22 protein-coding genes are annotated in these 26,267 nt (G+C 64.0%); 5 read left to right on the top strand and 17 right to left on the bottom strand.

The window, feature by feature from the left end; translation table 11 throughout:
* The first annotated feature begins 24 nt into the window (after positions 1 to 24).
* From A9973_RS28930 to A9973_RS28920, 3 genes are read left to right on the top strand one after another with little or no spacing between them, the layout of a single operon-like run.
* A complete protein-coding gene (locus A9973_RS28930; protein ID WP_183017041.1) occupies positions 25 to 1,032 on the top strand; it encodes an ABC transporter ATP-binding protein in 1,008 nt (335 codons plus the stop codon).
* Positions 1,033 to 1,054: 22 nt separating this feature from the next.
* Entirely contained in the window at positions 1,055 to 2,737 is a 1,683-nt protein-coding gene (locus tag A9973_RS28925) for an ABC transporter permease subunit (protein ID WP_183017040.1), read from the top strand.
* A 17-nt stretch (positions 2,738 to 2,754) separates the two neighbouring features.
* On the top strand, positions 2,755 to 3,516 hold the full coding sequence (locus tag A9973_RS28920) for a DeoR/GlpR family DNA-binding transcription regulator (RefSeq protein ID WP_183017039.1): 762 nt from the start codon (positions 2,755 to 2,757) through the stop codon (positions 3,514 to 3,516).
* Positions 3,517 to 3,546: 30 nt separating this feature from the next.
* Here A9973_RS28920 and A9973_RS28915 read toward each other — a convergent pair whose 3' ends face one another.
* The 4 genes from A9973_RS28915 to A9973_RS28900 form a co-directional block, all read right to left on the bottom strand.
* On the bottom strand, positions 3,547 to 4,560 hold the full coding sequence (locus A9973_RS28915; protein WP_183017038.1) for a tripartite tricarboxylate transporter substrate binding protein: 1,014 nt from the start codon (positions 4,558 to 4,560) through the stop codon (positions 3,547 to 3,549).
* 195 nt (positions 4,561 to 4,755) lie between these two features.
* A complete protein-coding gene (locus A9973_RS28910; protein WP_183017037.1) occupies positions 4,756 to 6,354 on the bottom strand; it encodes a rhodanese-like domain-containing protein in 1,599 nt (532 codons plus the stop codon).
* A complete protein-coding gene (gene metC, locus A9973_RS28905; RefSeq protein ID WP_183017036.1) occupies positions 6,351 to 7,541 on the bottom strand; it encodes a cystathionine beta-lyase in 1,191 nt (396 codons plus the stop codon). The genes A9973_RS28910 and metC overlap by 4 nt, the downstream gene beginning before the upstream one ends.
* Positions 7,542 to 7,543: 2 nt before the next feature.
* Entirely contained in the window at positions 7,544 to 8,131 is a 588-nt protein-coding gene (locus A9973_RS28900) for a cysteine dioxygenase family protein (protein WP_183017035.1), read from the bottom strand.
* Between the two features lie 117 nt (positions 8,132 to 8,248).
* Between A9973_RS28900 and A9973_RS28895 the strand changes: the two genes are divergently transcribed.
* Positions 8,249 to 9,142 carry a LysR substrate-binding domain-containing protein gene (locus tag A9973_RS28895; RefSeq protein ID WP_183017034.1) on the top strand — a complete coding sequence of 298 codons (894 nt, stop codon included), beginning with the start codon at positions 8,249 to 8,251 and terminating at the stop codon, positions 9,140 to 9,142.
* On the opposite strand, the gene A9973_RS28890 is transcribed toward A9973_RS28895, so the two are convergent.
* The 8 genes from A9973_RS28890 to A9973_RS28855 all read right to left on the bottom strand — a co-directional run bounded on the left by A9973_RS28890 (position 9,136) and on the right by A9973_RS28855 (position 19,238).
* Positions 9,136 to 10,140 (bottom strand): asparaginase, encoded by a 1,005-nt coding sequence (locus A9973_RS28890; RefSeq protein ID WP_183017033.1) that lies wholly within the window; start codon positions 10,138 to 10,140, stop codon positions 9,136 to 9,138. The genes A9973_RS28895 and A9973_RS28890 overlap by 7 nt on opposite strands.
* Positions 10,133 to 11,056, bottom strand: a complete 924-nt coding sequence (locus A9973_RS28885) for a ParB/RepB/Spo0J family partition protein (protein WP_183017032.1) — start codon at positions 11,054 to 11,056, stop codon at positions 10,133 to 10,135. Before A9973_RS28885 ends, A9973_RS28890 begins: the two co-directional genes overlap by 8 nt.
* A 43-nt stretch (positions 11,057 to 11,099) precedes the next feature.
* Complete coding sequence (locus A9973_RS28880) at positions 11,100 to 11,924, bottom strand: N-acetyltransferase (RefSeq protein ID WP_183017031.1); 825 nt, start codon at positions 11,922 to 11,924, stop codon at positions 11,100 to 11,102.
* Positions 11,925 to 11,932: 8 nt separating this feature from the next.
* Positions 11,933 to 12,733, bottom strand: coding sequence for a ParA family protein (locus A9973_RS28875; protein WP_105555667.1), 801 nt, complete (start codon positions 12,731 to 12,733; stop codon positions 11,933 to 11,935).
* On the bottom strand, positions 12,730 to 13,443 hold the full coding sequence (rsmG, locus tag A9973_RS28870; RefSeq protein WP_183017030.1) for a 16S rRNA (guanine(527)-N(7))-methyltransferase RsmG: 714 nt from the start codon (positions 13,441 to 13,443) through the stop codon (positions 12,730 to 12,732). Before rsmG ends, A9973_RS28875 begins: the two co-directional genes overlap by 4 nt.
* Positions 13,440 to 15,359: a tRNA uridine-5-carboxymethylaminomethyl(34) synthesis enzyme MnmG gene (gene mnmG / locus A9973_RS28865; RefSeq protein ID WP_183017029.1), complete on the bottom strand. Its 1,920-nt coding sequence runs from the start codon at positions 15,357 to 15,359 to the stop codon at positions 13,440 to 13,442. Before mnmG ends, rsmG begins: the two co-directional genes overlap by 4 nt.
* Before the next feature lie 2,375 nt (positions 15,360 to 17,734).
* Positions 17,735 to 17,941: a cold-shock protein gene (locus A9973_RS28860; protein ID WP_046806066.1), complete on the bottom strand. Its 207-nt coding sequence runs from the start codon at positions 17,939 to 17,941 to the stop codon at positions 17,735 to 17,737.
* A 232-nt stretch (positions 17,942 to 18,173) separates the two neighbouring features.
* Positions 18,174 to 19,238 (bottom strand): AbrB family transcriptional regulator, encoded by a 1,065-nt coding sequence (locus A9973_RS28855; protein WP_183017028.1) that lies wholly within the window; start codon positions 19,236 to 19,238, stop codon positions 18,174 to 18,176.
* Between the two features lie 83 nt (positions 19,239 to 19,321).
* Here A9973_RS28855 and A9973_RS28850 point away from each other — a divergent pair, with 83 nt between their 5' ends.
* Positions 19,322 to 20,488 (top strand): pyridoxal phosphate-dependent aminotransferase, encoded by a 1,167-nt coding sequence (locus tag A9973_RS28850; protein ID WP_183017027.1) that lies wholly within the window; start codon positions 19,322 to 19,324, stop codon positions 20,486 to 20,488.
* A gap of 130 nt (positions 20,489 to 20,618) precedes the next feature.
* Here the strand turns inward: A9973_RS28850 and A9973_RS28845 are convergent, their stop codons facing one another.
* The 5 genes from A9973_RS28845 to A9973_RS28825 all read right to left on the bottom strand — a co-directional run bounded on the left by A9973_RS28845 (position 20,619) and on the right by A9973_RS28825 (position 25,968).
* Positions 20,619 to 22,145 carry a tripartite tricarboxylate transporter permease gene (locus A9973_RS28845; RefSeq protein ID WP_183017026.1) on the bottom strand — a complete coding sequence of 509 codons (1,527 nt, stop codon included), beginning with the start codon at positions 22,143 to 22,145 and terminating at the stop codon, positions 20,619 to 20,621.
* Positions 22,142 to 22,579, bottom strand: coding sequence for a tripartite tricarboxylate transporter TctB family protein (locus tag A9973_RS28840; RefSeq protein WP_183017025.1), 438 nt, complete (start codon positions 22,577 to 22,579; stop codon positions 22,142 to 22,144). Before A9973_RS28840 ends, A9973_RS28845 begins: the two co-directional genes overlap by 4 nt.
* 123 nt (positions 22,580 to 22,702) lie before the next feature.
* On the bottom strand, positions 22,703 to 23,701 hold the full coding sequence (locus A9973_RS28835) for a tripartite tricarboxylate transporter substrate binding protein (RefSeq protein ID WP_183017024.1): 999 nt from the start codon (positions 23,699 to 23,701) through the stop codon (positions 22,703 to 22,705).
* Positions 23,702 to 23,816: 115 nt separating this feature from the next.
* Complete coding sequence (locus A9973_RS28830; RefSeq protein WP_370539547.1) at positions 23,817 to 25,301, bottom strand: sensor histidine kinase; 1,485 nt, start codon at positions 25,299 to 25,301, stop codon at positions 23,817 to 23,819.
* Complete coding sequence (locus A9973_RS28825) at positions 25,291 to 25,968, bottom strand: response regulator (RefSeq protein WP_183017023.1); 678 nt, start codon at positions 25,966 to 25,968, stop codon at positions 25,291 to 25,293. Before A9973_RS28825 ends, A9973_RS28830 begins: the two co-directional genes overlap by 11 nt.
* Positions 25,969 to 26,267: the final 299 nt, after the last annotated feature.

Genomic DNA, 26,267 nt, shown 5'->3' with positions numbered 1-26,267 from the left:
CCGCCCTAGCGTCCGGGAGACGCCATGTATCTGGAACTGCGCGGCATACGGAAAACCTTCGACGCGTCGGTGGCGCTGGAGGGCATCGACCTTTCCGTCGGCGAACATGAATTCGTCTGCCTGCTGGGCCCCAGCGGTTGCGGCAAGACGACCTTGCTGCGCATCGTGGCGGGCCTGCTGCCTTTCGACGGGGGCACCATCACCCTGGGCGGCCGCGACCTGAGCGGACTGCCTGCGCGCAAGCGCGGATTCGGCATCGTGTTCCAGTCGTACTCGCTGTTTCCCAACATGACGGTAGCCGAGAACGTGGGCTACGGCCTGCGCATCCGAGGCGAACCGCGCGACCGGATCGCCGCGCGGGTGGGCGAACTGCTGACGTTGATCAAGCTGCCCGACTACGCGCCGCGCTATCCGCACCAGCTGTCGGGCGGACAGCAACAGCGCGTGGCGCTGGCGCGCGCCCTGGCCGTGGACCCGGCGCTGATCCTGCTGGACGAGCCGCTGTCAGCGCTGGATGCCCGCGTGCGCACCGACATGCGCGCCGAGATCCACGACGTGCAGCGCAGATTGAAGATCCCCACGATCATGGTCACGCATGACCAGGAAGAAGCGCTGACGCTGGCCGACAAGATCGTCTGCATGAACGACGGGCGCATCGAGCAGGTAGGGTCCCCGTCCGACCTTTATTTGCGGCCGCGCACGCGGTTCGTGGCCAATTTCGTGGGCCTGAGCAATCTGCTGCCCACCGATTGGGTGCGCGACGCGATGCCCCACCTGCTGGCGACGCGCCCGGAAGGCGCCAGCGAGCGTTATGAGGCCTGCCTGCGCCCGGAAAACCTGCGCATCGCCGCTGACGAACAGGGGCCCGGCCGCGTGCAGGACATGACCTTCATGGGCAACCTGACGCGCTTGCGCGTGGCGTGGATGGGGCGCGAACTGGTGGTCGAGCAGCACGGGGCGGCAGGCCTGTCGCGCGGCGCGTCCGTGCGGCTGGACATGGCGCCCGGCGAATGCGCCTGGGTCAGCACATGACGCCGCCGAGCGGGGGCCATTGATGAGCACACTGCACGTCGGCGCGGACATCGCGGCGCCGGCCGGACGCGCCCCCTGGTCGGCGGACCGGCTGCTGCTGTGGACCTGCGTGGCGATTCCGCTGGCGGGCCTGGCGCTGTTCTTCCTGTACCCGCTGGCCACCGTGGCATGGCGCAGCCTGGTGGAAAAGGACGGCTCGATCGGGCTGGGCAACTATGCCGAGGTCTTTGCCACCCGCGGCATCCTGACCGCCACCGTCAACAGCCTCGTGATGAGCGCGGCCACCACTGCCGTGAGCATCACGCTGGGCTTCGCCATCGCCTATGGCCTGGACCGCAGCTGCATGCGCGGCAAGGCGATCGTGCGGCTGGCGCTGGTGCTGCCGCTGCTGGCGCCATCGCTGGTGCAGGGCCTGGGGCTGATATTCATCCTGGGGCGCAACGGGCTGGTGCACAGGTGGACGGGTTGGGAGGTCGACATCTACGGCTTCTGGGGCCTGCTGATTTCGAACGTGTTCTACGCCCTGCCCCAGGCGGTGCTGATCCTGCAGGCGGCCTTGCGCAACACGGACGCCCGCTACTACGACGCGGCCGAAGTCATGGGCGCATCCAGCGGGCGGCAGTTCTTCGACATCACCCTGCCCAATTGCAAGTTCGGCCTGCTGAGCGCCGCCTTCGTGGTGTTCGTCATCACCATCACCGACTTCGGCAACGCGGCGGTGATCGGCGGCAATTACCGCGTGCTGGCCACGGAGATCTACAGCCAGGTGTCGGGCCAGATGAATTTCGGCATGGGGTCGGTGGTGGGCATCCTGCTGCTGCTGCCGTCGCTGATCTCCGTGCAGATCGAACGCGTGGCCTCACAACGCCAGTTCGGGTCGGCGTCGCCCAGCGGCTTGCGGGTGGCGCCGCAGCGCGCCCCCGTCCGCGACGCGGTGTTCGGCATCGGCGTGCTGCTGGCCTGCGGCACGATCATCCTGACGGTGGCGACGGTGGTCTTCGCCAGCTTCATGCGGCTTTGGCCGTACCGCATGGAATGGACGCTGAAGCACTACGACATCACCGTCAGCGGCGGCTACGCCCCCCTGTGGACGTCGCTGTACCTGTCGCTGGCAGCGGCCGGCGGCGGCGTGCTGCTGCTGTTTTTCCTGTGCTTCGGCGTTTGCCGCATCGGGCGCGGCTGGGCCAAGATCGTGTACCTGCTGTCCGTGCTGCCCGTGGGGGTGCCCGGCCTGGTGCTGGGGCTGTCCTACATCTTCGCGTTCAATGCGCCCGGCACGCCCCTGTACGCGCTGTACGGCAGTGCGGCGCTGATCGCGCTGTGCAATTTCTACCACTATCACACGCAAGGGTTCCTGACGATGATGACGGGAATGCGCGCCGTGCCGCAGGCCCTGGAGGAAGCGGTCAGCTGCCTGGGCGGCGGCACGGTGCAAGTGCTGCGCGATGCGGTGCTGCCGCTGATCGGGCCCACCGTGCTGGGCGTGTTCTTTTTCCTGTTCATGCGGTCGATGGTGACGCTGTCGGCGGTGATCTTCCTGGTGACGCCGACCGTCAGCGTGGCGCCGGTGTCCGTGCTGCGGCTGGACGAGGCCGGGTTCGTTTCGCAGGCGGCGGCGTATTCCACGCTTATCATGCTGGTCGTTGGAGGTTCTCTGCTGGCCATGCGCGCGTTGATCGCCGGGGCGGCGCGGCGGCGGAGATAGATTAGGAAGCATCGGATATGTGGCAAGAAGAGCGGTATCAGAGAATCCGCGCCCTGCTGTCGTCATTGCAGCAGGTATCGACCGACCGCATCGTGGGCGAGCTCGGCGTGTCGCGCGAAACCGTCAGGCGAGATCTGCTTGAACTGGAGGCCATGGGCGAATTGCGTCGCGTGCACGGCGGGGCCGTGCCGGTGCACAGCGAACCCCCGATCGCCGAACGCGTGCACACGCGCGTGAAGTTCAAGCGCGCCATCGCGCGCGCCGCGGCGGGTCTCGTTTCCAGCGGCCAGACCTTGTTCCTGGACGCGGGCAGCACCACAAGCGTATTGGCCGACGAACTGGCCAAGCTGTCCGGCCTGACCATCATCACCAACTCGTTCGACGTGGCGTTGAAAGTGGGCGCGGCCGGCAACGGCGCCAATCAGCTGATCATGCTGGGCGGCGCGGTCGGCGGTCCAGTCTGCGCCACCGCCGGCGACATCACCATCGCCGAGATCCACCGCTACCGCGCCGACCTGGCGATGCTGTCGCCGGTAGGCGTCGACGCGGAGTGCGGCGCCACCAATTACGACCTGCGCGAGGCCGAAGTCGCCCGCGCGATGACGGCCAATGCCAAGCAACTGGTGCTGTTGGCCGACTTCAGCAAGATCGGCCTGTGCAGCCGCGTGTCGTTCTGCGGCGCGGACCGCATCGACCATCTGGTCACCAACACCAGTGCACAGAAGTTGCCCGCCTATGCGGCGCTGAAGGCCGCGGTAGGCAACGTGCTGGCGGTGTAGGCCGGCGCAGGCGCGCCGGCCTGCGCCGCATCAATCCAGCGATACCCCCGCCGTCTTCACCATGTCGGCCCAATAGACTGTGTCTTCCTGCAGGCGCGTCTTGAAAGCGTCGGGCTGGCTGCCCACCGGCCAACTGCCACCGCTGTTGATCTTGGCGATCACATTGGGCGACTTCATCGCCTGCGCCACGGCGGCCGCCAGATAGGTGACGCGTTCGGGCGGCGTGCCGGCAGGCGCAAACAAGCCGTACCAGTCGTCGGCGGTAATGCCGTCCAGGCCGCTTTGCTTGAGCGTCGGCGCGTCTTTGAATACACCGATGCTGTTTTCGTGGCTCAGGGCCAGGATGCGCAGCTTGCCCGCCGTCACCATCGGTTCGGCCGACGCGGGCGACGTGATCAGCATGTCCACCGTGCCGCCCATCAGGTCGGTGATGGCGGGCGCCGCACCGCGGTATGGCACATGCACCAGGTTAACGCCCGCTTTCTTCGACACCAGCGCGCCCATCAGATGGCTCATGGTGCCGTTGCCGGGCGTCGCGTACGTGATGATGCCCGGCTGCTTGCGCGCGGCATCCAGATAGTCGCCCAGCGTTTTGTACGGGCTTTCGGTACGCGCCACCAGCACCAGCGGCGCCGACGTGATCTGCGAGATCGGCGTGAAATCCTTGACAGGATCGAACCCCACGTTCTTGTACAGGCGCGGGTTGACGGCCATGACGCTGGTCTGCGACATCACCAGGGTGTAGCCGTCGGGCTTGGCGCGCGACACCTGCGCCGTGCCGACGTTGCCGCCCGCCCCCGAGCGGTTTTCCACCACGACGCTCTGGCCGATGATGGCGCCCAGCTCCTGGGCGATCAGGCGCGCCACATTGTCGTTGCCGCCTCCTGGTGGAAACGGCGAAACCACGGTGATGGCCTGCTTGGGATAATCGGCAGGCGCTTTCAGCGCCTGGGCCTGGGCTTGGGCTTGGGCGCTGGCGCCCCACATCAGGCCGGCCATCGCCAGGGCGGCTGTCCCGCAAGCGTGCAATGCATGGTGCTTCATCTGGATTTCCCCTTGAGTCGGCGGCCGGATACTCGGCCGTCCTTTGCATTCCGGTTCGCCATGAACCGTCCGCACCCCGCCAGCAGAGACCGCCGGGGCGTATTGATCGGGTTGATGCATCTGTTGTCGCGCCACGCGGCCTCTGCGGGCCGCTCTGGCGCTTGCGCCCTGTACGGGCGGCGTCAATGCGCGGCGTCAGCCAGCGGGAAACCGGTAGCCCGCCAATTCGCGTTCATCGATCTGCTTGACGAGGTTGGTCTCCCAAGACAGGTACTGGCGTGCCGCGGCCTTGTTGCCGTCGTGGCGGTCATGCACGAAGAACAGGTAGTCGACGCACTCGCTGTCGGTGGGAACGGCCGGCGTGGACTCCAACGCGATGCCCGCCGCCTTCCAGCTGGCCGGCGTGCCGGTGTTCACCTTGATGTCGGTCACGCCCAGGGCCGCCAGGTCTTCCATCGCCCACGCCGCGATGGCGGCGTCTTCGGCCAACAGGATGACGGGGCGGCCGGGCTCCAGGTCCAGACGGTCCAGGCGCGGACGGATCGACCATCGGGCCCCCGCGACATGGCTGGCGCGGTATCGCATGCCCGGGCGCAGGTCGACGGCCTGGGCGCCTTGCGCCAACGCGGCCGCCAGACCGGCATCGGACAGCGCCGGGACAATGGGCGTGTCCACGGCCGGCGCGTCGTTCTTCAGCGCGGCGCGCACGCCCTCTTGCAGCACGCAGGCATCCCACCCCATTTGCCGCAGCCAGCTGGCCACGACGGGTGCGCGCACGCCTTCGGCATCGAACACGACGATGCGGGCGCCGCGCACGGCCAGGTACTGGTCGGTGGCCTGCACCAGCTGCCCGCCCGGCGTGTGCTGCGCGCCGGGCAAGGAACCCTGCGCGAATTCCTCCGCGCTGCGCACATCGCACAGAAAGGTGCTGCGCGCGGAGTCTTGCAGCCATGCCTGCACGGTGGCGGCGTCGACCATTGGGACGCCATGGCGGTCCGCCAACCGCGCCGAGCGCGCGGCAAGCGCCGGCAGTTCGGCGGCTGCGACGCCGTCGTCGTAGCGGCGGCTGGCGCCGTGTTCCAACTGCAGGTCTTCCAGATACCAGCCCTGCGTGCCGTTCTCCAGCGCGTAGACGGGGTTCGGGACGCCGAGGTTGATGAGGGTCTGCGCGCCGATGATGCTGCGCGTGCGGCCCGCGCAATTGATGACGATGGTGGTGCCGGGATCTTTGGCCAGCGTGTGGGCGCGCAGCGCCAGTTCGCCGTTCGGGCAACAGATGCCGCCGGGTATGCTCATCTTCTGGTATTCGGCGAACGGCCTGCCGTCGAGCACGATCAGGTCGTCGCCGCGGCGTTGGCGCTCGGCCAATTCGCGGGCGCCGATACGGGGGGTATGAAAGACTTCCTCGGCGAGTTCGCCGAAGGTCTTGCTGGGCACGTTGACGCCGGCGAAGGCGGCATAGCCGTCCCGTTGCCACTGCGCGATGCCGCCTGCCAGGCGGTGCACTTGGCCGTAGCCCAGCTTTGCCAATGCGCGGGCAGCGCGCTCGGCGCTGCGGTCGCCGCCGCCGTCGTCATACACCACGACCCGCACATCGCGGCGCGGGGCCAGACGGACGATATCGATCTCAAGCCGGCTGTACGGCACCGGCGCCGCGTAGAACAGGTGCGACTCGCCATACTGGCCGTGTTCGCGCACATCCAGCAGGGCGATCTCGCGGCCGTCGTGCAGCCATTGCTTGAGCGTGTGCGAGTCGATGTCTGCGGCGCAAGGGGCGGAAGTGGGATGCATCATGAGATTCGTAGGGAACGGGGAGATTGGGTAAGCGCGGACAAGCCTTGTTCAAGGTCGCCGATCAAGTCTTCGGGGTCTTCCAGGCCGATATGCAGGCGCAGCATGGCGCCGCGCGGCGTCGGGTCCGGCAATGCACGCGAGTTCAGCTGCACGGGGATCACGAGGCTTTCGAAGCCGCCCCACGACGCGCCGATGCCGAACAGGCGAAGGCTGTCGATCAGCCGCTCGGCGTCCGCCCTGTCGAACGCCTCGTCCAGTTCGACCGTCAGCAGTCCGTTGGCGCCGGTGCAATCGCGTCGCCAGATCGCGTGCGACGGGTCGCCGGGCAGCGCCGGACACAGCACGCACGCCACCTCAGCGCGGCCCTGCAGCCATTGGGCGACGCGCAATGCGTTCCTGGCGTGCTGCGCCATGCGCAGGGGCAGCGAACGCATGCCGCGCAGCACCAGGAAGGCGTCATCAGCGCCGACCGTCTGGCCGAAGTCGATGGAGGCGCGCTCCAGTGCGCGCCAGGCGCGGCGGTTCACGACGGCCGCGCCCATCATCACATCGGCGTGACCGCCCAGGTATTTGGTGGCCGCCAAGAGCGAGATATCGGCGCCCAGCATCAGCGGTTTGTATATCAAACCCGACGCCCATGTGTTATCCACAGCCAGCCAGCAATCGTGTTTTCGCGCAACTGTGGATAACTCGGTGAGGTCCGGCATCTCGTAAGTCAGCGACCCGGGCGACTCCGCATAGATCATGCGGGTGTTGGGCCGGATCAGCGCATCGATGCCGGCGCCGTCGGGCCGGTAGAACGTGGTTTCGATTCCCAGCCGCGTCAGGTGCTCGGCGCAGAAGCGGCGCACCGGTTCGTACACGGCGTCGGTCACCAGCACATGGTCTCCGGTCCGCAGATAGGCCAGCAGCACGGTCGCGATCGCAGCCTGGCCGGTGGGATAGAGCGCGGCGCGGTAACCCTGTTCCAGCTCGACCAGCGCGTCTTCCAGCGCATGCGTGCTGTCGGTGCCGCGTGCGCCGTAGGACGGCAGACGCTCTTGCTCGCGGCGTTCGCGCGTGTCGCGCCAGGCGGCGACGCTATCGAAGACGTAGGTGCTGGCGCGCGTGACCGGGGTGTTGACCCATCCTTGATGGGGACGCCCCGCCCGCAGCAGGCGCGTGGCGGACCGGTAGGGCTTGCTCATGATCAGCGGCGGGTCTTCACGCCGATGGGCATGACCTTGCACGTGCCGGCGTCCAGGTCGAAACCCAGGCGTTCGTTCAGTGTTTCCAGCGCGCGACCGTACATATGCAGGTGGCGGATGACGCTGTCGCCCTGGATCTCGACGGCGTGGATGTCGTCGGGCATCAAGGCGATGCCGGCGCCCGGGCCGACCACGACGGTTCCGGTCTTCTCCAGGCGGCCCACGCCCGGCACCGACCCGTCGTCGGTGCGGTCATAGACGTAGTTGTATTCCACGCCTTCCACGGCCGCGATACAGGCCCAGGTGGTGTGGTTGTGCGGCACGATCTTGTTGCCGGGGCGCATGACGTTCAGGTATAGCGCATAGCGCTTGTCGTCATCTTCGGCGATCAGATAGCGCGCCTGGCGCTCGCCGTCTTCCGGCGCCGCGTAGCGTTCGCCCGTCCACCAGTCCGTGTGGCTGGCCAGGCCCACCAGCTCGTGCAGCACCTCATCCAGGCTGTCGCGGTTCAGCCCCTTATTTCCTACAGTTTTTTTAATATTTCCGATGGCGGTATCGATGCCGGCCTGATGGGGATGCGCAGTGCTCACTTTGGCTTTTCCTCTTGTTTCATGAGTTATTGCGTTTACTGTATCCCCCGCATCCGGCGCCAACAATTTAAATTGCCTTAACATTCCATTAGCAACGCTAATACTTTAGAGCCCGCCATGCGCAATTTGGATCTGGACCTGCTTCGCACGCTGACGGCCATCGCCCAGCACGACACCTTTTCGGAAGCCGCCCACCGGCTGCATAAGACCCAGTCGGCCATCACGCAGCAAATGCAGCGGCTGGAATCCACCATCGGCCTGCCCTTGTTCGAAAAGCAGGGGCGCAACAAGGTGCTGTCGTCGCACGGGCGCCGGCTGGTCGAATACGCGCGCCACATGCTGGCCATCAACGACGAGGCGCTGCGCGCGCTGCAGGACGGTCCGCTGGAGGGCGACTTGCGGCTGGGCGCGCCGCTGGACGTGGCCGACACCATCCTGCCCACGCTGCTGACGCACATCGCACGATCAGCGCCCCGCGTGAAGCTGGAGATCCGCGTGGACCGCAGCCCGTTCCTGATGGATGCCCTGCGTGCCGGTGAAATCGACCTGACGATATCCACGCGCTTCGACCAGGACTTCGAGGGCGTGGCGCTGCGCACGTCCCCCACCGTCTGGCTGGCCTCAGCCGACTATGTGCATGACGTGCACGCACCGGTGCCGCTGGTGCTGGCGGACGAACCCAGCATCTTCCGCCGGCTGGCCCTGAACGCGCTGGAGCAGGCGCGCGTGCGTTGGCACACCAACTATGTAGCGCCGAATCTGGTGGGGATCAAAGCCGCGCTGCGCGCCGGACTGGGCGTGACGGCCCGCAGCGTGGAACTGCTGGGGCCGGAAATGCGCGTCTTGGGGGAAAAGGAAGGGCTGCCGCCCTTGCCGGACGTAACCTACTTCCTGTGGATAAGGCGGGATCTGATCAATCCGCTGACGCGGCAGGTCTACGACATGCTGCGCGCCAACCTGGGACTGGCCCAGCAAGGCGACGCGGGCGGCGGGCCGCCGCGCGATCAATAGCGGTCGAAGATCGCCTGCAGGGCGGACGGGTCGCGGGTGACCGACAGGCCCAGCATCAGCAGGATGCGCGCCTTCTGCGGGTTCAGGTCGCCGGCGGCGATGAAACCCAGGGCAACGTCGTCCAGTTCTACGTCGCGCGCCACGAACCCGCTGCCGGTGCGGCTGGAACGCACGACGGCCGTGCCGCCTGCGACCGCGCGGATCAAGGCGTCGATGCCCAGGTCGGTGGCGTTGCCGTCGCCCACGCCTGCCAGCACGACGCCTTCCGCCACGTCGGCCAGGAAGTCGATCAGGTCGGCTTGCAGGTTGGCGTGCGCGTAGACGATGTCCACGCGGGGCCATCCGGCTTGCTGCAGCAATGCGAGTGAAAACTCGCTTTGCGTGGTGTGGGTGGTGGTGTTGCGCGAATAGAAGCATGGCGCCCCGCCATGCATGACGCCCGCGCGGCCGCGATTGGGCGAGGCGAAGGCGCACAGGCCCGCACAGGCGATCTTCTGGATCTCGCGCGCGTAATGCACGTCTTCGTTCATGACGACCAGCGGCCCGCGCCCGCGCGCGTCGGGATGGCGCGCCAGCGCCACCGCGTTGTACAGGTTGGCCGGGCCTTCGGCGCCAAGCGCCGTGGCGGGACGCATCGCGCCCACTAGCACGACGGGCTTGTCGTGCCGGATCACCAGGCTCAGGAAGTACGCGGTTTCTTCAAGCGTGTCCGTGCCGTGCGTGATGACGATGCCGGCAACCGAGGCGTCCTGGCACAGCGTGTCCACCCGTTCGGCCAGCGCGCGCCAGACCTCGTGCGTCATGTTCTGGCTGCCGACGTTCGCCACCTGTTCGGCGCGGATCTCGGCGATGCCTGCCAGCTGCGGCACTGCCGCCAGCAAATCGTTGACGGAAAACGTCCCGGCCTTGTAACCCGCCGACGTAGCGTCAGCCTGCGCGCCCGCGATGGTGCCGCCTGTGGCCAGCACCGCGACGACCGGCAGCGCGTGCTCAGGCATCCACGACTCCGGACAGGCCCTGGCGTTCCAGCAGCGAATTCAGATGTTCCCAGCCGTGGAAGTCGATGACGATCTGGCCCTTTTCCTTGGCGCCCACCTTCAGGGCGACCCGCGTGCCCAGATGATCGGACAGGGCTTCTTCCAGACGCGTCAGATCGCGCGAGACGCCGTTGGCTTTCTTGCGCGGCGAGGAAGCCGATTCGGTTTCCTTGGCGGTCTTGGTCACCAGCTTTTCGGCCTCGCGCACCGACAGGCGGCGCGCGATGATCTGGTTGGCCAGCTGGATCTGGGTCGCGGCATCCACCGCCAGCAGCGCACGGGCGTGGCCCATGTCCACGTCTCCGGCCAGCAGCATCGTCTGCACGGGCGCCGCCAGGTTCAGCAGGCGCAGCAGGTTGCTGGTGGCCGAGCGCGAGCGCCCGATCGCCTGCGCGGCCTGTTCGTGCGTCAGGCCGAACTCGTCCAGCAGGCGGCGCACGCCGTGCGCCTCTTCCAGCGGGTTCAGGTCTTCGCGCTGGATGTTTTCGATCAGCGCCATGACGGCCGCGTTTTCATCGGCCACGTCGCGGACCAGCACCGGTACTTCCTTCAAGCCAGCCAATTGGGCGGCTCGGAAGCGGCGTTCGCCCGCGATGATCTCGTAATGGCCGGGCGCCGTTTCGCCCAGCGCGCGCACAAGAATGGGTTGCATGATGCCTTGCGTGCGGATCGATTCGGCCAGCTCGCCCAAGGCGCCCTCGTCCATGCGCGTGCGCGGCTGATACTTGCCGGCGCGCATCTTCGAGATGAGCAAGGTGGATGGCGGACCCTCGGGCTTGGCCGCGACGGCCTTGCCGATGTTGTCGATCGCCGGCGCGTCCGCGCCCAGCAAGGCGTCCAGTCCGCGACCCAATCCCTTGGGTTTCTTGGTGGCCATAGTTAAATCCTCTTTCCTTCTGTTTTTGTATCCCGAGCCAGGCTCAGGCGTCCGTCTGCTCGGCGGGCAGACGGTACCAATACGCGTAACAGTCTTTGAAACCGTAGCGGCCATACAAGGCTCGCGCGGCGACGTTCTCCGGCTCGACCTGCAGGTACGCCGTTGCCGCGCCGTTGGCGGCGCCTTCAGTCATTAGGTAATCCACCAGGGCATCGGCGTAGCCTTTACGCCGTTGCCCCGGGTCCGTGACGATGTCGAACAGGCCCAGCAGGTCATCGTCGCGGACGGCCAAGCCCGCGGCAACGCACTGTCCTGCCGCGTCATACGCCAGCACCGGCTGCTTATCCACAGCCAGTCCTTGCAGACGCGCTTGATGTTCAGCGGTGTGCCCGGGCGCCGAGCCGCGCATGGCCCCGACGGCCTGCGCGAAGCGGTCGGTGTCGACTTTCCTGAAATGCAGGCCGCCCCGGACGCTAGGCCTGGGGGCGAGCGACATGCTCATGACTCGGGTCTCACCGGTAAAGGTATAGCCTCTGGCCTCCAGCTCGGCGTCCAGCGAGAAATCGGGGCCGATGGAGGTAATGCGCAGCACCATGGGCAAGCCATGGCGCGCATACAACGAAGAACAATACGCCAGCCGTTCGTCCAGCGGACGTGTGGATAACCCCAGCACATTCACGCTACGCACGCGCTTGGCCTCCGAGTGTGCAAAGCGCACCAGCCAACCCTCATAGAGCACCTGCGCGCCGACCGCAGTCGCGTTCAGCGCGGCCTCTTCCAGACGCGCGCGCAAGGCGTCGCGCACGTCGGCGGGCGGCGTACGGGAGACAGGCGGGACGGTCGGGGAAAAGAGCGCGGCGACAGACATGGCAAGGCTTACTTCAAGTCTTTCCTGACGCGCTCGATCATTTCGGCGCCAAACGAGATGTAGGCTTGCGCGCCGCGTGACGCGCGGTCATACACCACGCCGGGCATGCCGTAACTGGGTGCTTCGGCAAGGCGCACATTGCGGGGGACGACCGTCTTGAAGACCTTGTCGCCGAAGTGGGCCTCGAGCTGGGCGGACACTTGTTGTTGCAACGTCATGCGCGGGTCGAACATCACGCGCAGCAGGCCGATGACGCGCAAGTCGTCATTGATGTTGCGGTGGACGCGCTTGATGGTGTTGACCAGGTCGGACAAGCCTTCCAGCGCGAAGTATTCGCACTGCATCGGGATGATGACGCCATGGGCGGCGGCCAATCCGTTGAGCGTCAGCAAAGACAGCGTCGGCGGGCAATCGATCAGCACGAAATCGTACTGGCCGGTGACCGTGTCCAGCGCGGCCTTCAACTGGCGTTCGCGTTCGTCCATCTGCACCAGGTCGATCTCGGCGCCGGACAGTTCGCGGTTGGCCGGCAGGACGTCATAGCCGCCGGATTCCGACTTCACGCGGGCCTGCTCGATGGTGGCCTCGCCGATCAGCACCTGGTACAGGTTCGATTCAAGCGCGTTCTTATCAATACCGCTGCCCATCGTGGCATTGCCTTGAGGGTCCAGGTCCACCAGCAGCACGCGCTGATTGTGCGTGGCAAGGCCCGCCGCCAGATTGATGGCGGTGGTCGTCTTGCCCACACCGCCCTTTTGATTGGCGATGCAGAAGACGCGGGCGGTTGTGCTGGGGGGTAAGTTCTTCATAGGGTTCCTTGACTGCGTCCTTCACCGCGCTCTTCGCCGCGGCGCATCCAGATCAGGCAGCGCTCTGCTTGCAGCTCCGGTACCCGGAGCGGCTGAATATGGTCGACTTGCCATTCCCCGCGCGCGTGCAGCGCCTGAATTTCTTCATCGGGGACCTTGCCCTTCATGGCGACGAGGGTACCATCGATGCGCACGTGGCGACCCGCGAGCTGCGCAAAATCGTCCAGCGAAGCGAAAGCCCGCGAGGTGACGATGTCGCACTCGGCCGGGTCCAGCGTTTCGATGCGCGCGTGGCGCGCCTGCAGGTTCGGCAGCGTCAGCGCGCCGCTCATCTGGCGGACGAACGCGGTTTTCTTTTCAACGGCGTCGATGCAGGTCACGGACCACAGGGGCCGCATGATCGCCAGAACGACGCCAGGCAGGCCGCCTCCTGATCCAACGTCGTAGACCTTGGCGGGGGCGTCAGCGGCGCCCAGCGCCTCGCTGAACGGACCCACGGCGGCCAGGCTGTCGAACAGATGCTGGATCAGCATCTGCTGGGGATCGCGGATGGCGGTGAGGTTGTACGTCCGGTTCCAGCGTTGCATCTGGGACAGGTAGTTCAGCAGCTTGCCATGCGCCGCGGCGTCGACAGGCAGCCTCAGTTGCTCGCATGCGCGAGAGAGGCGGCCGGCCATGTCTGCGCCGGCCTGATCGGTATGAGCGGTCATGCGGCTTGCTTGCGCGAGCCGTAGTGCAGGCGCTTCAGATGGATCAGCAGCAACGAGATTGCAGCGGGGGTCACGCCGGAGATGCGTGCGGCCTGGCCGACGGTCTCCGGGCGATGCGTCTTCAGCTTCTGGCGCACTTCGAACGACAGGCTGGTCACGGCGTCGTAGTCGACATCCGCGGGGATAGGTTGCTGCTCGTGCGAAATCTGCTTCTGGACTTCGTCTTGCTGGCGGGCGATGTAGCCGGCGTACTTCACCTGGATCTCAACCTGTTCGGCCAGGACATCGTCCTCGACGACGCCCGGGCCGGCCAGCAGCGAGCCGTCGGCATTGCGCGCGGCCATCAGTGCTTCATATGAAACATTCGGGCGCTTCAGCAAGTCGGCTAGTGAGTACTCACGTTCAATCGCCTTGCCCAACAACGGTTCCGCGATCTCGACCGGCATGATGCGCGGATTGACCCACGACGCCTTCAGCCGTTCGACTTCCGCGGCGACCGCGTCGCGCTTGCGGTTGAACGCAACCCAGCGGGCGTCGTCGACGATGCCCAACTGGCGGCCGATTTCGGTCAGGCGCAGATCGGCGTTGTCTTCACGCAGGCTCAGACGATATTCGGCGCGCGAGGTGAACATGCGATAGGGTTCTGTCACGCCACGCGTGACCAGGTCGTCGACCAGCACGCCCAGATAGGCTTCATCGCGGCGCGGCGTCCAGGGGTCGCGGCCCAGCGATTGCAGCGCGGCGTTCACGCCGGCCAGCAACCCTTGGGCGGCGGCCTCTTCGTAGCCGGTGGTGCCATTGATCTGGCCGGCGAAGAACAGACCGGCAATCGCCTTCGTCTCAAGCGTGCTCTTCAATCCACGTGGATCAAAGTAGTCGTATTCGATCGCATAGCCTGGGCGCATGATGTGCGCGTTCTCCAGCCCTCGCAGGGAATGGATCAGATCCAGCTGCACATCGAAGGGCAAGCTGGTGGACACGCCATTGGGATAGACCTCGTGCGTGTCCAGGCCTTCCGGTTCCAGGAACACCTGATGGGATTCCTTGTCGGCAAAGCGGTGGATCTTGTCTTCGATGGACGGGCAGTAGCGTGGGCCCACGCCTTCAATGACGCCGCTGTACATCGGCGAACGGTCCAAGCCGCCGCGGATGATGTCGTGCGTCCGGGCATTGGTGTGCGTGATCCAGCACGGCAGCTGGCGCGGATGCATGGCCACGTTGCCCATGTACGAGAAAACGGGAACGGGATCCAGATCGCCCGGCTGCTCTTCCAAGATGCTGTAGTTGATCGAACGCCCATCGATGCGTGGCGGCGTGCCGGTCTTGAGGCGTCCTTGCGGAAGCTTGAGTTCCTTCAGGCGCTGCCCCAGCGAAATCGCCGGAGGATCCCCGGCACGGCCACCAGAATAGTTCTGCAGGCCCACGTGGATCAGTCCATTCAGGAACGTGCCGGCGGTCAGCACCACGGTCCTGGCGCGGAACTTCAGGCCGATCTGGGTCACGGCGCCCACGACACGGTCGCCCTCTACCATCAGATCTTCGACCGCCTGCTGGAACAGCCACAAGTTTGGCTGGTTTTCCAGACGGCCGCGGATGGCCTGGCGGTAGAGCACACGGTCCGCTTGGGCGCGAGTCGCGCGGACGGCGGGCCCCTTTGAACTGTTCAGGATGCGGAACTGAATCCCGGCTTCGTCCGTTGCCAAGGCCATCGCGCCACCCAGGGCGTCGACCTCTTTGACAAGGTGGCCCTTGCCGATCCCGCCGATGGAGGGATTGCAAGACATTTGGCCAAGGGTCTCGATGTTGTGCGTCAGCAGCAGCGTCTGGGCGCCGGCGCGGGCTGCCGCCAGCGCCGCTTCAGTGCCGGCGTGGCCGCCACCGACGACGATGACATCGAATTCGCGGGGATAGTCCATGATGGGGAGGGAAAGATAAGAAGGCGTTCGGTGCTCATTATAGAGGCAGGGTTGGCATGTTTCACGTGAAACATAGAACGGGGTCCGTTTACGCCTCTGCCCTGCCCGCTTCGCGTCGGGATTTGACAACGGCGCTAGCGCCGCCTGCTGAATATGTCGGCACGTGCCTCTGTTTTGCCCGCAATGTTCCACTTGGAACAGGACCAGCGCGGGCTGACGATATCCTACAAACTAGGACACGCTCGCGGCTCGCTGGTGTTTCACGTGAAACATCGCAGCTATATGACCCGGCTTCCGGCGGTGGGCTATTGGGCTCTTACTGCGGGGTTGCGTCTCTACGATTCCCTGCACCTCCTCATCGGAGTACATCGTTCCCAATGTTTCACGTGGAACATCATGGCGGCAGAGGCGGCTATCCGACAAAACGGCGCAACGAAGCGAGCCTGTATCCAAGATTCCTATGTTTCACGTGGAACATTCCCCGGTGGAGCACAGCGCCTAGTGTTTGCTAACGAATAATGTTCCACGTGAAACATGGGTTTCTCATTAAGCCGGACATCGCACACGGAATCGCCCAATCAGTTTGGAGAGCATGTTCCACGTGAAACATAGCCCCCGTGCAACCTTATCGGAAAAGTCCAGACAAAACTCTTCCCTGTTTCACGTGAAACACATCAAATTTAGGGACGCGGAAGGTGTGTTCCCACGACGACAACGCAAGCATTCCGACCAAAACAGGATCGACTACGTCGGCGCAATCAGGAGAAAGTGAAAACTGCCATTGCTGAGAGCCTGGAAAACCAGACTGCATGATGGAAGAAAAAAACGATTTTTCCACCCCTACCCTACCCCTTGCCGGAAATATCGCCATTTTTTCGCGTTTCACGTGAAACACTACCTTCGGCCAATCAACGAAAACGAAGCCAATGGCACGATTGACATGACGACCGGAAGAGATCAAATCGAACTTGCTCTGGGAGTTTTCACAAAATCCTCACCAGACTCATGGCCGTGCTTATTCACACCCGGCAGTGGATATCTCCACTATCCGGAATTTGCGCGAAATACTGCCGGTAGAAGAACGCGATTTATCCACATTCCAGAGCACCGTTGCGGCGCTGTAAATTTGGAATTCCACATGGAACAACTTTGGGGATAACTTGCTGTGGCAAGTTAGAACGGAAACCAGAAACGAGCGTGATGGGTATGTTCAGGCAAACCGCCCAGATGTTCGAAATGCCACAAATATCCAACGAGCTTCATAGGAGAATGGCGCGCGGATCAGTTTCCTTGCCCATGCCATCCGCGGAAATAAGCACCGGTTTTCTGGCACGCAAACTGGTGCGAAAAAGCGTGGACAACTTTGTGGATAAGATTCAGCTATCGCGTCCATAAGCCATTCATAAATCGGCCGAGCACTCGAATGTCCAAGGGAACTCCCCTGCCCCGAATCAGTCCAACCGCCGATAATCAGATCCAACGATTTATCCACACGGTTACCCACCGTTTCGCCAAGCACATATCCATCCCGCGGATTTGCCGCAGCGTCTGCCCATGCCGCGATGGGATCATTGACGCTACAACTATCTTGCAGGAGCCGGGAACGGCGCGCCATCATCCATTTGGTTGAGTTGCACCGATTTCATGTGAATCGCTGTGGAAAACTCGAAATCCATTTTTCGAGAGCAAATTCAACCGCGATTCCAAATCGCAAAATCGCTCATGCGGCCAGGGGTCGGCTTCGTCATCGGCGTACCCCGATCCGGGCCTCGAAAACAGAAAAAACAGACGGCTAGATAATCGCTATCCCCATTTCTATCCACAGGCAAAGGCCCCCCGATTTGTGCAATTCGGGGGGCCTTTCTGTGCATAACCGGGATGGGGATATCTTTGTGAACAACCGTCTTCAGTTCGCGAAAAACCGGGCATTCGCCAGGCTGCCGGATAATCTTCAAGGGATGGCTTCAGACGGCGCCTTAGGCCTAAAAACAGCTCTAAATGCCCGTATTCCCTGGGCAAACGGCCCGTTTCACGTTGAGCAATCATCACAAGGCCAGACGGCTCTCATCCAAATCCAGCCGTTTTAATCGCATATCGGCAAAACCGAAAAACTGTGCAAAACCTTGCTTTCGGTGATGCCTGTGCTTCATTACTGCGCACTAAAATCCGTGCAGCCGAAAATAATTATCCACAGACTTATCCAACGGAAGAGGATATGTTAGTGAACACTAACTTTCACGCTGCCGCAGGGATAAACCGAAGGCGGGAAGCACCAAAAGTTTCCAGTCCCAAACGAAACAACGCCCCAGACTCGGAAGTCTTGGGGCGTTGTAGCCAGGACGGACCTGGCGGACGGGAAAGTGGGATTTCCCGATTTAGAGCGGGCGAATTTCGGCCGCTTGAGGTCCTTTCGGACCATCCTTAACTTCGAATTCGACTTCCTGCCCCTCGTTCAGGCTGCGATAGCCGCGGCCCTGGATGGCGGAAAAGTGTGCGAAAACTTCGGTGCCACCAACGTCCGGCGTAATGAAACCGTAACCCTTGTCAGCGTTGAACCACTTAACTTTGCCCTTCTGAGCCATTTTTTCTAGCGTCCTGTAATTGAATCGAATTGCAATGAATCAAGGACGCCGTGAGAACTGAACGACCGGTAGAAATACCTGCGTTGTTGCTGCGTTCCCGCTCGTCGCCAAGCAACAGAACGAGTCCGCGCTGCTTGAATCAACTGCGGAATCAGCATACCCATCGCGCATTACCGGCTCATATTGTTGTTTACCCCAATGTCGCTTTTTTCTGACTGGAAGCGAACTACCGCTAGGCGGAATTTCCTTGCCGGCGCGCAAGAAAGGCGTAGACGGGGCCCGTCACGATCACCACGAACACCATGCGCGTGACGTGAAACGCGGTGACGACCGGCACGCCCAGTTGCAGCACCTTGGCGGTGATCGCCATCTCGGCGATGCCCCCCGGTGTGGTGCCCAGGATCAGGGTCGGAACGGGTGCCGCAGACCAGTACGACAGCAGCGCGCCCAACCCGAAAGCCAGCGCCAGCGCACCGACAGTGAACGCGGCCACGACCGCGATGAAGCGCGGCGCCGCGCGGAAGAAATCCGGCCGGTAGCGGTCGCCCAAAGACCACCCGATGAACAACTGGCCGATCTTCGGCACGAAGTCCGGCAAGGCCGACAATTCCACACCGGACGAGGTCAGCAACATCGCCACCAGCATGGGCCCCAGCACCCACGGATTCGGCAGCCGCAGCTTCATGAAGAGCAGCCCCCCGATGCAGGTCAACGCCACCAGCGCGGCCAGCCCCGCGCCGTGCACGGTCTTGGGGCCCGGCACGGTGGGATCCAGCCCCGCCACGCCCCACCACTGGAAGATGAACGGCACCGTCACCACCACCAGCAGCACGCGCACGCTGTGCGCCGTCGCCACGCGGTCGATCCGCGCGCCGTGGCGCTCCGCCAGGCTGGCCATTTCGCTGGCGCCGCCGATCGCGGACGAGAACCAGGCGGTCTTGAAGTCCGCATCCGTAAACCGGCGCAGCATCGCCGTGCCCATGAACGCCAGCGCCAGCGCGAACAGCATCCCCACGATGATGGGCCCCGCGTTGGCGCCGATATGGCCAAGCACCTGCGGCGTGAAGTACAGCCCCAGCGACGTGCCGATGACCCACTGCCCGCCGTTGCGCGCCGGCCGCGGACATGCGGTACCCAACCCGGCGATCCGCGTCGCCGCCGTCGCGAGCAACGCCCCCAGCATCCAAGGCAGGGGCAAGTGCGCCCACACCGCCAGCGCCGCGCCTGCCAGCGCGATCGCCAATCCGCCCAGCACCCTCAACAACATGTTCTGACCCACGATCCCATCCACGTGCATAGCTAATACGAAAAACGAATTATGAGTTAGTGGGATACTTACGAAAACTTTCTTTGCCTACCAGCGTTCATCTCGCGTCCACTATGATCCGATCCAAACTTCCCGACGTCGGCACCACCATCTTCACCGTGATGAGCCGCCTCGCCATCGAACACAAGGCCATCAACCTGGGCCAGGGCTTTCCGGACTTCGATCCGGATCCGGCGCTGTGCGCGCTAGTGACCCGTGCGATGGCCGAGGGCCATAACCAGTACCCGTACATGCCGGGCGTCGCGCCGTTGCGCGAAGCCATCGCCGCCAAGACGCGCGAACTCTATGGCCACGCCTACGATCCGGAAACCGAAATCACCATCACCAGCGGCGCCACCGAGGCCCTGATGGCCACCGTGCTGGCGGCGGTGAACAGCGGCGACGAAGTCGTCGTCATCGAACCCTGCTACGACTCCTATCTGCCGGCGATCCGCCTGGCAGGCGGCACGGCCGTGCCTGTGCCGCTGCGCGCGCCTACCGAGGCCGACCCCTACTACCGCATCGACTGGCAGCGCGTGCGCGACGCCATCACGTCCAAGACGCGCCTGCTGATGCTGAACTTCCCGCACAACCCCACCGGCGCCGTGCTGGAAGACAGCGACCTGGACGCGTTGGAGGCCATCGTGCGCGATACCGGCGTGCTGCTGGTGTCCGATGAAGTCTATGAACACATCGTCTTCGACGGCAAACCGCACGCCAGCGTGGCGCGCCGCCCCTTGCTGGCCGAACATGCGTTCGTGATCTCGTCGTTCGGCAAGACCTACCACACCACCGGCTGGAAGATCGGCTACTGCTGCGCCCCCCGCCAGCTCAGCGCCGAGCTGCGCAAGGTGCACCAGTTCATGGTGTTCACCGTGCCCTCTCCGATGCAATTCGCGTTGGCGGAATTCATGCGCGACCCCAAACCCTACCTGGACCTGCCGGCGTTCTATCAAGCCAAGCGCGACCGCCTGTCCCACGGCCTGGCCAAGACGCGTTTCCGCCCCCTGCCCAGCCCCGGCACGTTCTTCCTGCTGGCCGACTACAGCCAGATTTCCAAACAGAACGAAGCCGACTTCGCCCGCGACCTGACGGTGAACCATGGCGTCACGGTGATTCCCGTGTCGGCCTTCTACCGCCAACCCGACGCCGCGGAATCCAACCACCGCATCGTGCGCTTCTGCTTCGCCAAGAAGGACTCCACGCTGGATGCGGCGCTGGAACGCCTGGCACGCGTCTGACGTCTAAAACAGAATATGAGTATTCACTCATATTTGTACCGAAAAAAAGGGGCGCCGCGAGGCGCCCCTTGCAACATCCGGCGACTGCCAGCGCGAGGGCCGCGCCATACGGCCCGCCCCGCACCAAGCATCAAGCCGGTCCAGCGGCAACCTTTCTTGCGCGGCGCATGCGGCGCATCAATTGCGGCACCACCACGACGGCGATGGCGCCCACCCACATCGAAATCGACACCGGGCTCGCGAACAGCACCCGAACATCGCCATCCGTCATCGACAGCGCGCGGCGCAGGTTCTGCTCCATCATGTTGCCCAGCACAACACCCAGCACCAACGGCGCCATCGGCACGCCGAACTTGCGCAGGAAGTAGCCCAGCGCGCCGATGCCGGCCACCAGCAAGAGGTCGAACGTGCCCGCGTTGATGGCGTACACGCCGATGTAGCTGATGCACAGGATGCCCGGCACCATCAGCCAACCCGGCACCGACAGCACTTTCGAGAACAAGCGGACCAGCGGCACGTTCATGATGAACAGCAGCACGTTGGCGACGAAGAGCGACGCGATCAGGCCCCACACCAGCTCCGGCTTCGTCTCGAACAGCACCGGGCCAGGCGTGATGTTGTAGAGCGTCAGCGCACCCATCATGACCGCGGTAGTGCCTGAACCCGGCACGCCCAGCGTCAGCATCGGCACGAACGAACCGATGGCGGACGCGGTGGCGGCAGCTTCCGGCGCGACCAGCCCGCGCATGTCGCCCTTGCCGAACTTGGCGTCCGGGTCCTTGGCTTCGATGATGCGCTTTTCCTGCGAATACGCCACCGCCGCCGCCACGCTGGCGCCGGCGCCCGGCAGCACGCCCACCCCAAAGCCCACCAGCGCGCTGCGCACCACGCTCCACCATGTGAACGCCATCTCTTTCAGGTTGAAGAGCTTACGGCCGCTGGGCGTGACTTCGACGCTATGGCCGGCCATCACCTTTTCCAGCATCTCCAGCATTTCGCTGACCGCGAACAGCGCGATCACCACCACCACGAAATCAATGCCGTCGGCCAGGTGCACCGATTCGAAGGTATAGCGGTATACGCCTGAATTCGCGTCCACGCCCACCACCGATATCGACAGGCCGATCATGGCCGCCAGCACGCCCTTGATGGGCTGCTTGCCCAACAGGCTGGTCAGGCAGCAGAACGCGAAGATCATCAGCACGAAGTACTCGGCGGGGCCGAAGGCCAGCGCCCATTTCGCCAGCATCGGGGCAAGCAGGATGATGCCCACCACCGACACGATCGCGCCGAAGAACGCCGACCACGCCGATAGCGACAAGGCCACGTTCGCCATGCCCTGGCGCGCCAGCGGATAGCCGTCCAGCGTCGTCATGATGGCGCTGGCCTCGCCCGGCACGTTCAGCAGGATGGCCGTGATGCGGCCGCCGTACTCGGCGCCCACGTAGACCGCCGCCAGCAGGATCAGCGCCGTTTCAGGCGGAAGGTTCATCGCGAACGCGATCGGTATCAGCATCGCCACGCCGTTCACCGGCCCCAGGCCCGGCAGCACGCCGACCATCGTGCCGATGAACGAGCCGATCATGGCCACCAGGATATTCGTCAGCGAAAAGGCAACGCCAAAGCCGATCGACAGATGATCAAGAATGCCGCTCATATCAGGGTCTCCAGCAGTCCGCCCGGCAGGACGACGTCCAGCACCTTGTCGAACAGCACGAAAAAGAAAAGGCTCATGACGACGCCGCCGACCGCGCACTTCACCCAACCGCCGCCGAACAAGCGGCCCACGAACACCGTCATCAGCGACGTGGCCACTACGAAGCCCAGCCACTGGAACAGGAAGGCGTAGGCCACGGTGAACGCCATCATCAATGCGATGCGTCCGTTGGCGCCGGGCGGATTGGCTTGGACCGTATTGCCCCCTTTGTAGACCAGCCACAGGCCGCACAGGCCGATGATGCCGGCCAGTAGCAGGGGGAAGGCGCGCGGGCCCACGGGTTCGTAGGCGAACGGGGCTTCGATGCCCCATCCGGCCGCCGTCATGAAGGCGGCCAGCGCCAGGGCGCCGACACCTAGGATTCGATCATTCATGATCCAGTTTTCCGTTGTGGTGGGACCGCGCGGCGCAGCCGTCCCCGCCACCGCCGAAACTGCCCGGCGGCGAGGGGGCCCGAACAACCGGGCGCGATCAGGAGGGAAAGCCTTGCGGCCGGCTTACTTCTTCAACAGGCCGAAGGAATCGGCCAGTTCGCCATAGACCTTGACCTGGTTCTTCACATAAGCGTCCAGCTCGGGCCCCGTCTTGTTGAACGGGAACAAGCCCTGCTGCTGGCGCAGCTTGTCGAACTCGGGCGACGCGGTCGCGGTATTGAAGGCGTTGACCCAGAACTGGTAATCGCTGTCCGACACCTTCGGGCCGACGTAGAAGCCGCGGATGATCGGCCAGACGATGTCGTAGCCCTGCTCCTTGGCGGTGGGCACGGTGCCTAGCTTGCCCGGCAGGCGCTGGTCGTTGAACACCGCCAGCACCCGGATGGGCGCGCCGCCTTCCAGCATGGTGAAGGCTTCGGCCGCGTCGCCCATGTAGGCCTGGATATGGCCGCCGCGCAAGGCGGTGACCGCTTCGCCGCCGCCTTCAAACGCCACGAAACGCATCTTCTTGAAATCCACGCCGGCGGCCTTGGCGGTCAGCGCGGCCTTCATCCAGTCCTGGCTGCCCACCGTGCCGCCGGCGCCCAGCACGAGCTTGGTCGGGTCCTGCTTGAAGGCGTCCATCAGCCCCTTCAGGTCGGTATAGGGGGAATCGTTGCGCACCACGGCCACGCCGTAGTCGGTGCCGATGGCGGCCAGCCAGCGCACGTCGTCGACGTTGTACTTGCCGAACTTGCCCTGGGCCAGGTTCAGCAGCGAACCGCCCGAAAACGCGACGATGGTGCCGGGTTCGTTGGGGTGCTGGGCCACGATGTTGTTGTAGGCCACGGCGCCGATGCCGCCCGGCATGTAGACGATGCGCATGGCGCTCTTGAGCGCGCCGCTTTGCTTCAGGCCTTCGGTGGCCAGACGGCAGGTCAGGTCGAAACCGCCGCCCGGCTGGGCCGGCGCGATGCATTCCGGGCGGCGCGGCTCGTCGGCCGCGTGGGCGGCGCCCAGGGAAAGGGTAATCGCGCCAAGCGCCGCCAAGGCGGCCGTGCGCAGCTTCAGGCTGGTCTGCATTCTTGCGTCTCCGTGTTTTATAGGTCTTGGTATGGCTGGATGGCCGCCCGGCGTGCTTGCGCCTGATCGGACCCAGCGGACGCTACCGTACAAAACCGAAGCTTTCCAATACCTTTCAAAATCCGCCGTTTTCGTGATGCGGCGCAGCATCCGACGCGGACTCCAGGGTAAACACCAGGGCGGCGCGCAAGCCAGGCAACGGCGCCCGGTTCTCCAGGACCAGCCGGGCACCGAGGATATCGGCGATGGTGCCCACGATGGCCAGCCCCAATCCGGCCCCGGACTTGTTCTTGCCCGCTGCCCCCCGGCGAAACCGTACGCAGGCCCGGGCGATGTCCTCGGCCGACATGCCCGGACCGTCGTCTTCGACGATCAGGCGTGCCAGACCGTCGCCGGCCTGCACGGTCACCGTGACTTCGCCCGCCGGCGACGCGTAGCGGATGGCGTTGTCGACCAGGTTGGTGGCCGCTTCGCGGAGCAGCCACTCGGTGCCGCTCACCAGGACCGGACGGATGGCGGCCTCCAGGCCGATGTCCAGCTGGCGGGCACGGGCGGTCGGCAGCAGCCCCCGGATGACGCCGTCGGCCAAGTCCACCAGATCGATCGTTTCGGCCGTGAAACCGCCTTCGGCCAGGGAAGCGTCCTTAGCGCGCGCCAGAGCGAGCATCTGGTTGGTGGTGCGCACAGCCCTGTCCAACCCCTCTTGCATCGCCAGAAGGGCTGTACGGACCTCCTGGGGGTCTGTTTCGCGCAAGGCATAGGCCGTCTGGGTCCGTAAAACCGATAACGGAGTGCGGAGTTGGTGCGAAGCGTCGTCCAGGAACTGGCTCTGGACCCTCGCCTGAGCCGCAAAACGGGCCATGTGGAGGTTTACAGCCGCAACTAGGGGCAGGACCTCACCAGGCATCTCGGACGCGCTGACGGGGCTTAAATCGTCTCCAGACCGCCCTTCCACTTCTTGCCGGAGCCTGACAAGGGGGCGCAGCGCCATGAAAACGCCCAGGATGATCACCAGAACGCTGATGAGGATCACGGCCAGATCCCGTTCCACCGAGCGCACCAGCACCTTATGCAGGAACGCCTGGCGGCTTTCCAGGCCTTCGGCGACTTGTACGATAACCCGTCCCCCTTTGTTCGCGTACAGAGGCGGATCCATGGGGCGCGCCAGCGCCGCAACCCTGACGGGGGTGCCCTGGTAGTCCGCGTAGAAAAAGCGCGGTTCGCCAGATTCCAGGGGCTGGTCCGGTAGCGGTAGCCCCGGATGCCCGATTTCTGCCAGCCCGTCCTCTGTCGCTACTCGGTAGAAGACGCTTCCATTGGCCGTCAGCTCGAAAAATTCCAGCATCAGGTAGGGCTGCTCCATGGCTAATCCACCGCTGGCTGTGGATATGTTGTGGTCGATCGCGCGGAGCGCTCCGGAAAGTGAACGATCGTAGGCAATGTCGACCTGGTTGCGCAGCTGGTGATTCGACAGCCATAGCGCGCCCATCATCACAAAGACCAGGGTCGGGATCAGCCACCAGAGCAACTGCGTCTTCAGCGTGCGATTACGTTTTTTTGCGGCGAAAAAAACGATTTTTTTCGGACTTCTAGTTGTCAACAAGGTTCTCCAGGCAGTAGCCCATGCCTCGCATGGTGACGATCTGGACGCCTGTTTCCGCCAATTTTTTTCGCAAACGGTGAACCAGGACCTCGATGGCCTCCAGGTTGATGTCGGCATCGTCCGTCAGGATGCGGTCCAGGATCTGCTGCTTGTTGATGGGTTCTCCGCTTTTCTGGATCAACACCCGAAGAACAGCGTGTTCACGTGGGGATAACTGCAAAGCCTGTCCAGAGACCGTGAATTTCTGCGCTGCAGACTCGAAAACCAGGTTTCCTAGAGCCAAACGCGGATGTTCTCGTCCACGGCTGCGCCGGATCAGTGCGATCAAACGCGCTTCCAACTCTTCCACAACAAAGGGTTTCGGCAGGAAATCGTCTGCTCCCTGGTGAAGGGTCCCGATTTTTTCGGCTAGCGAATCGCGCGCGGTCAAGACCAGCACCGGCGTACGGTCGTCCCGCGCGCGGATCTTCGCCAGCAAAGCATGGCCATCCATGCCGGGAAGTCCCAAATCGAGGATGACGGCATCGAATTCTTCGATTGCCAACCTTCTTTCGGCGACCAATCCGTCGTCAGCCCACTCAACGACAAAGCCGGCATGTCTGGCCAGGCTTCTGGAAAGCCAACGGGCAAGTTCGGCTTCGTCTTCTATCAGGAGGATGCGCATGGACGGAGTCCGGGGGGGAGTGGCTGGACGGAATGGGAAAGCATGTTTGGCTTTTCCTTTATTTCTCTTTATATAAAGACTAATGATTAATAAGGCCTGTGGATAACTACCTTAACCTTGAAAACCTCATTCTTTTCATCAGCTTGCAGCCGTTTTTGCCTGTGCAAGAACTCTGTGTGGGAAAAAAGTTGAAGTTGGACAACATTTCGGCCACCCCCAAAAACCCCGGCTTGTTCAACTTGCCTCCACACAATGTGCACAACCTGGCTACTTAGGAGTTATCCACAGGGCGATTTTTG

Origin of the sequence: Achromobacter sp. UMC46 (genome assembly GCF_014170335.1) — a bacterium.
Classification (GTDB): domain Bacteria; phylum Pseudomonadota; class Gammaproteobacteria; order Burkholderiales; family Burkholderiaceae_B; genus Achromobacter.
Note: the sequence above shows the minus strand (reverse complement) of the source record. Positions and strands in the feature narration are given on the sequence as shown.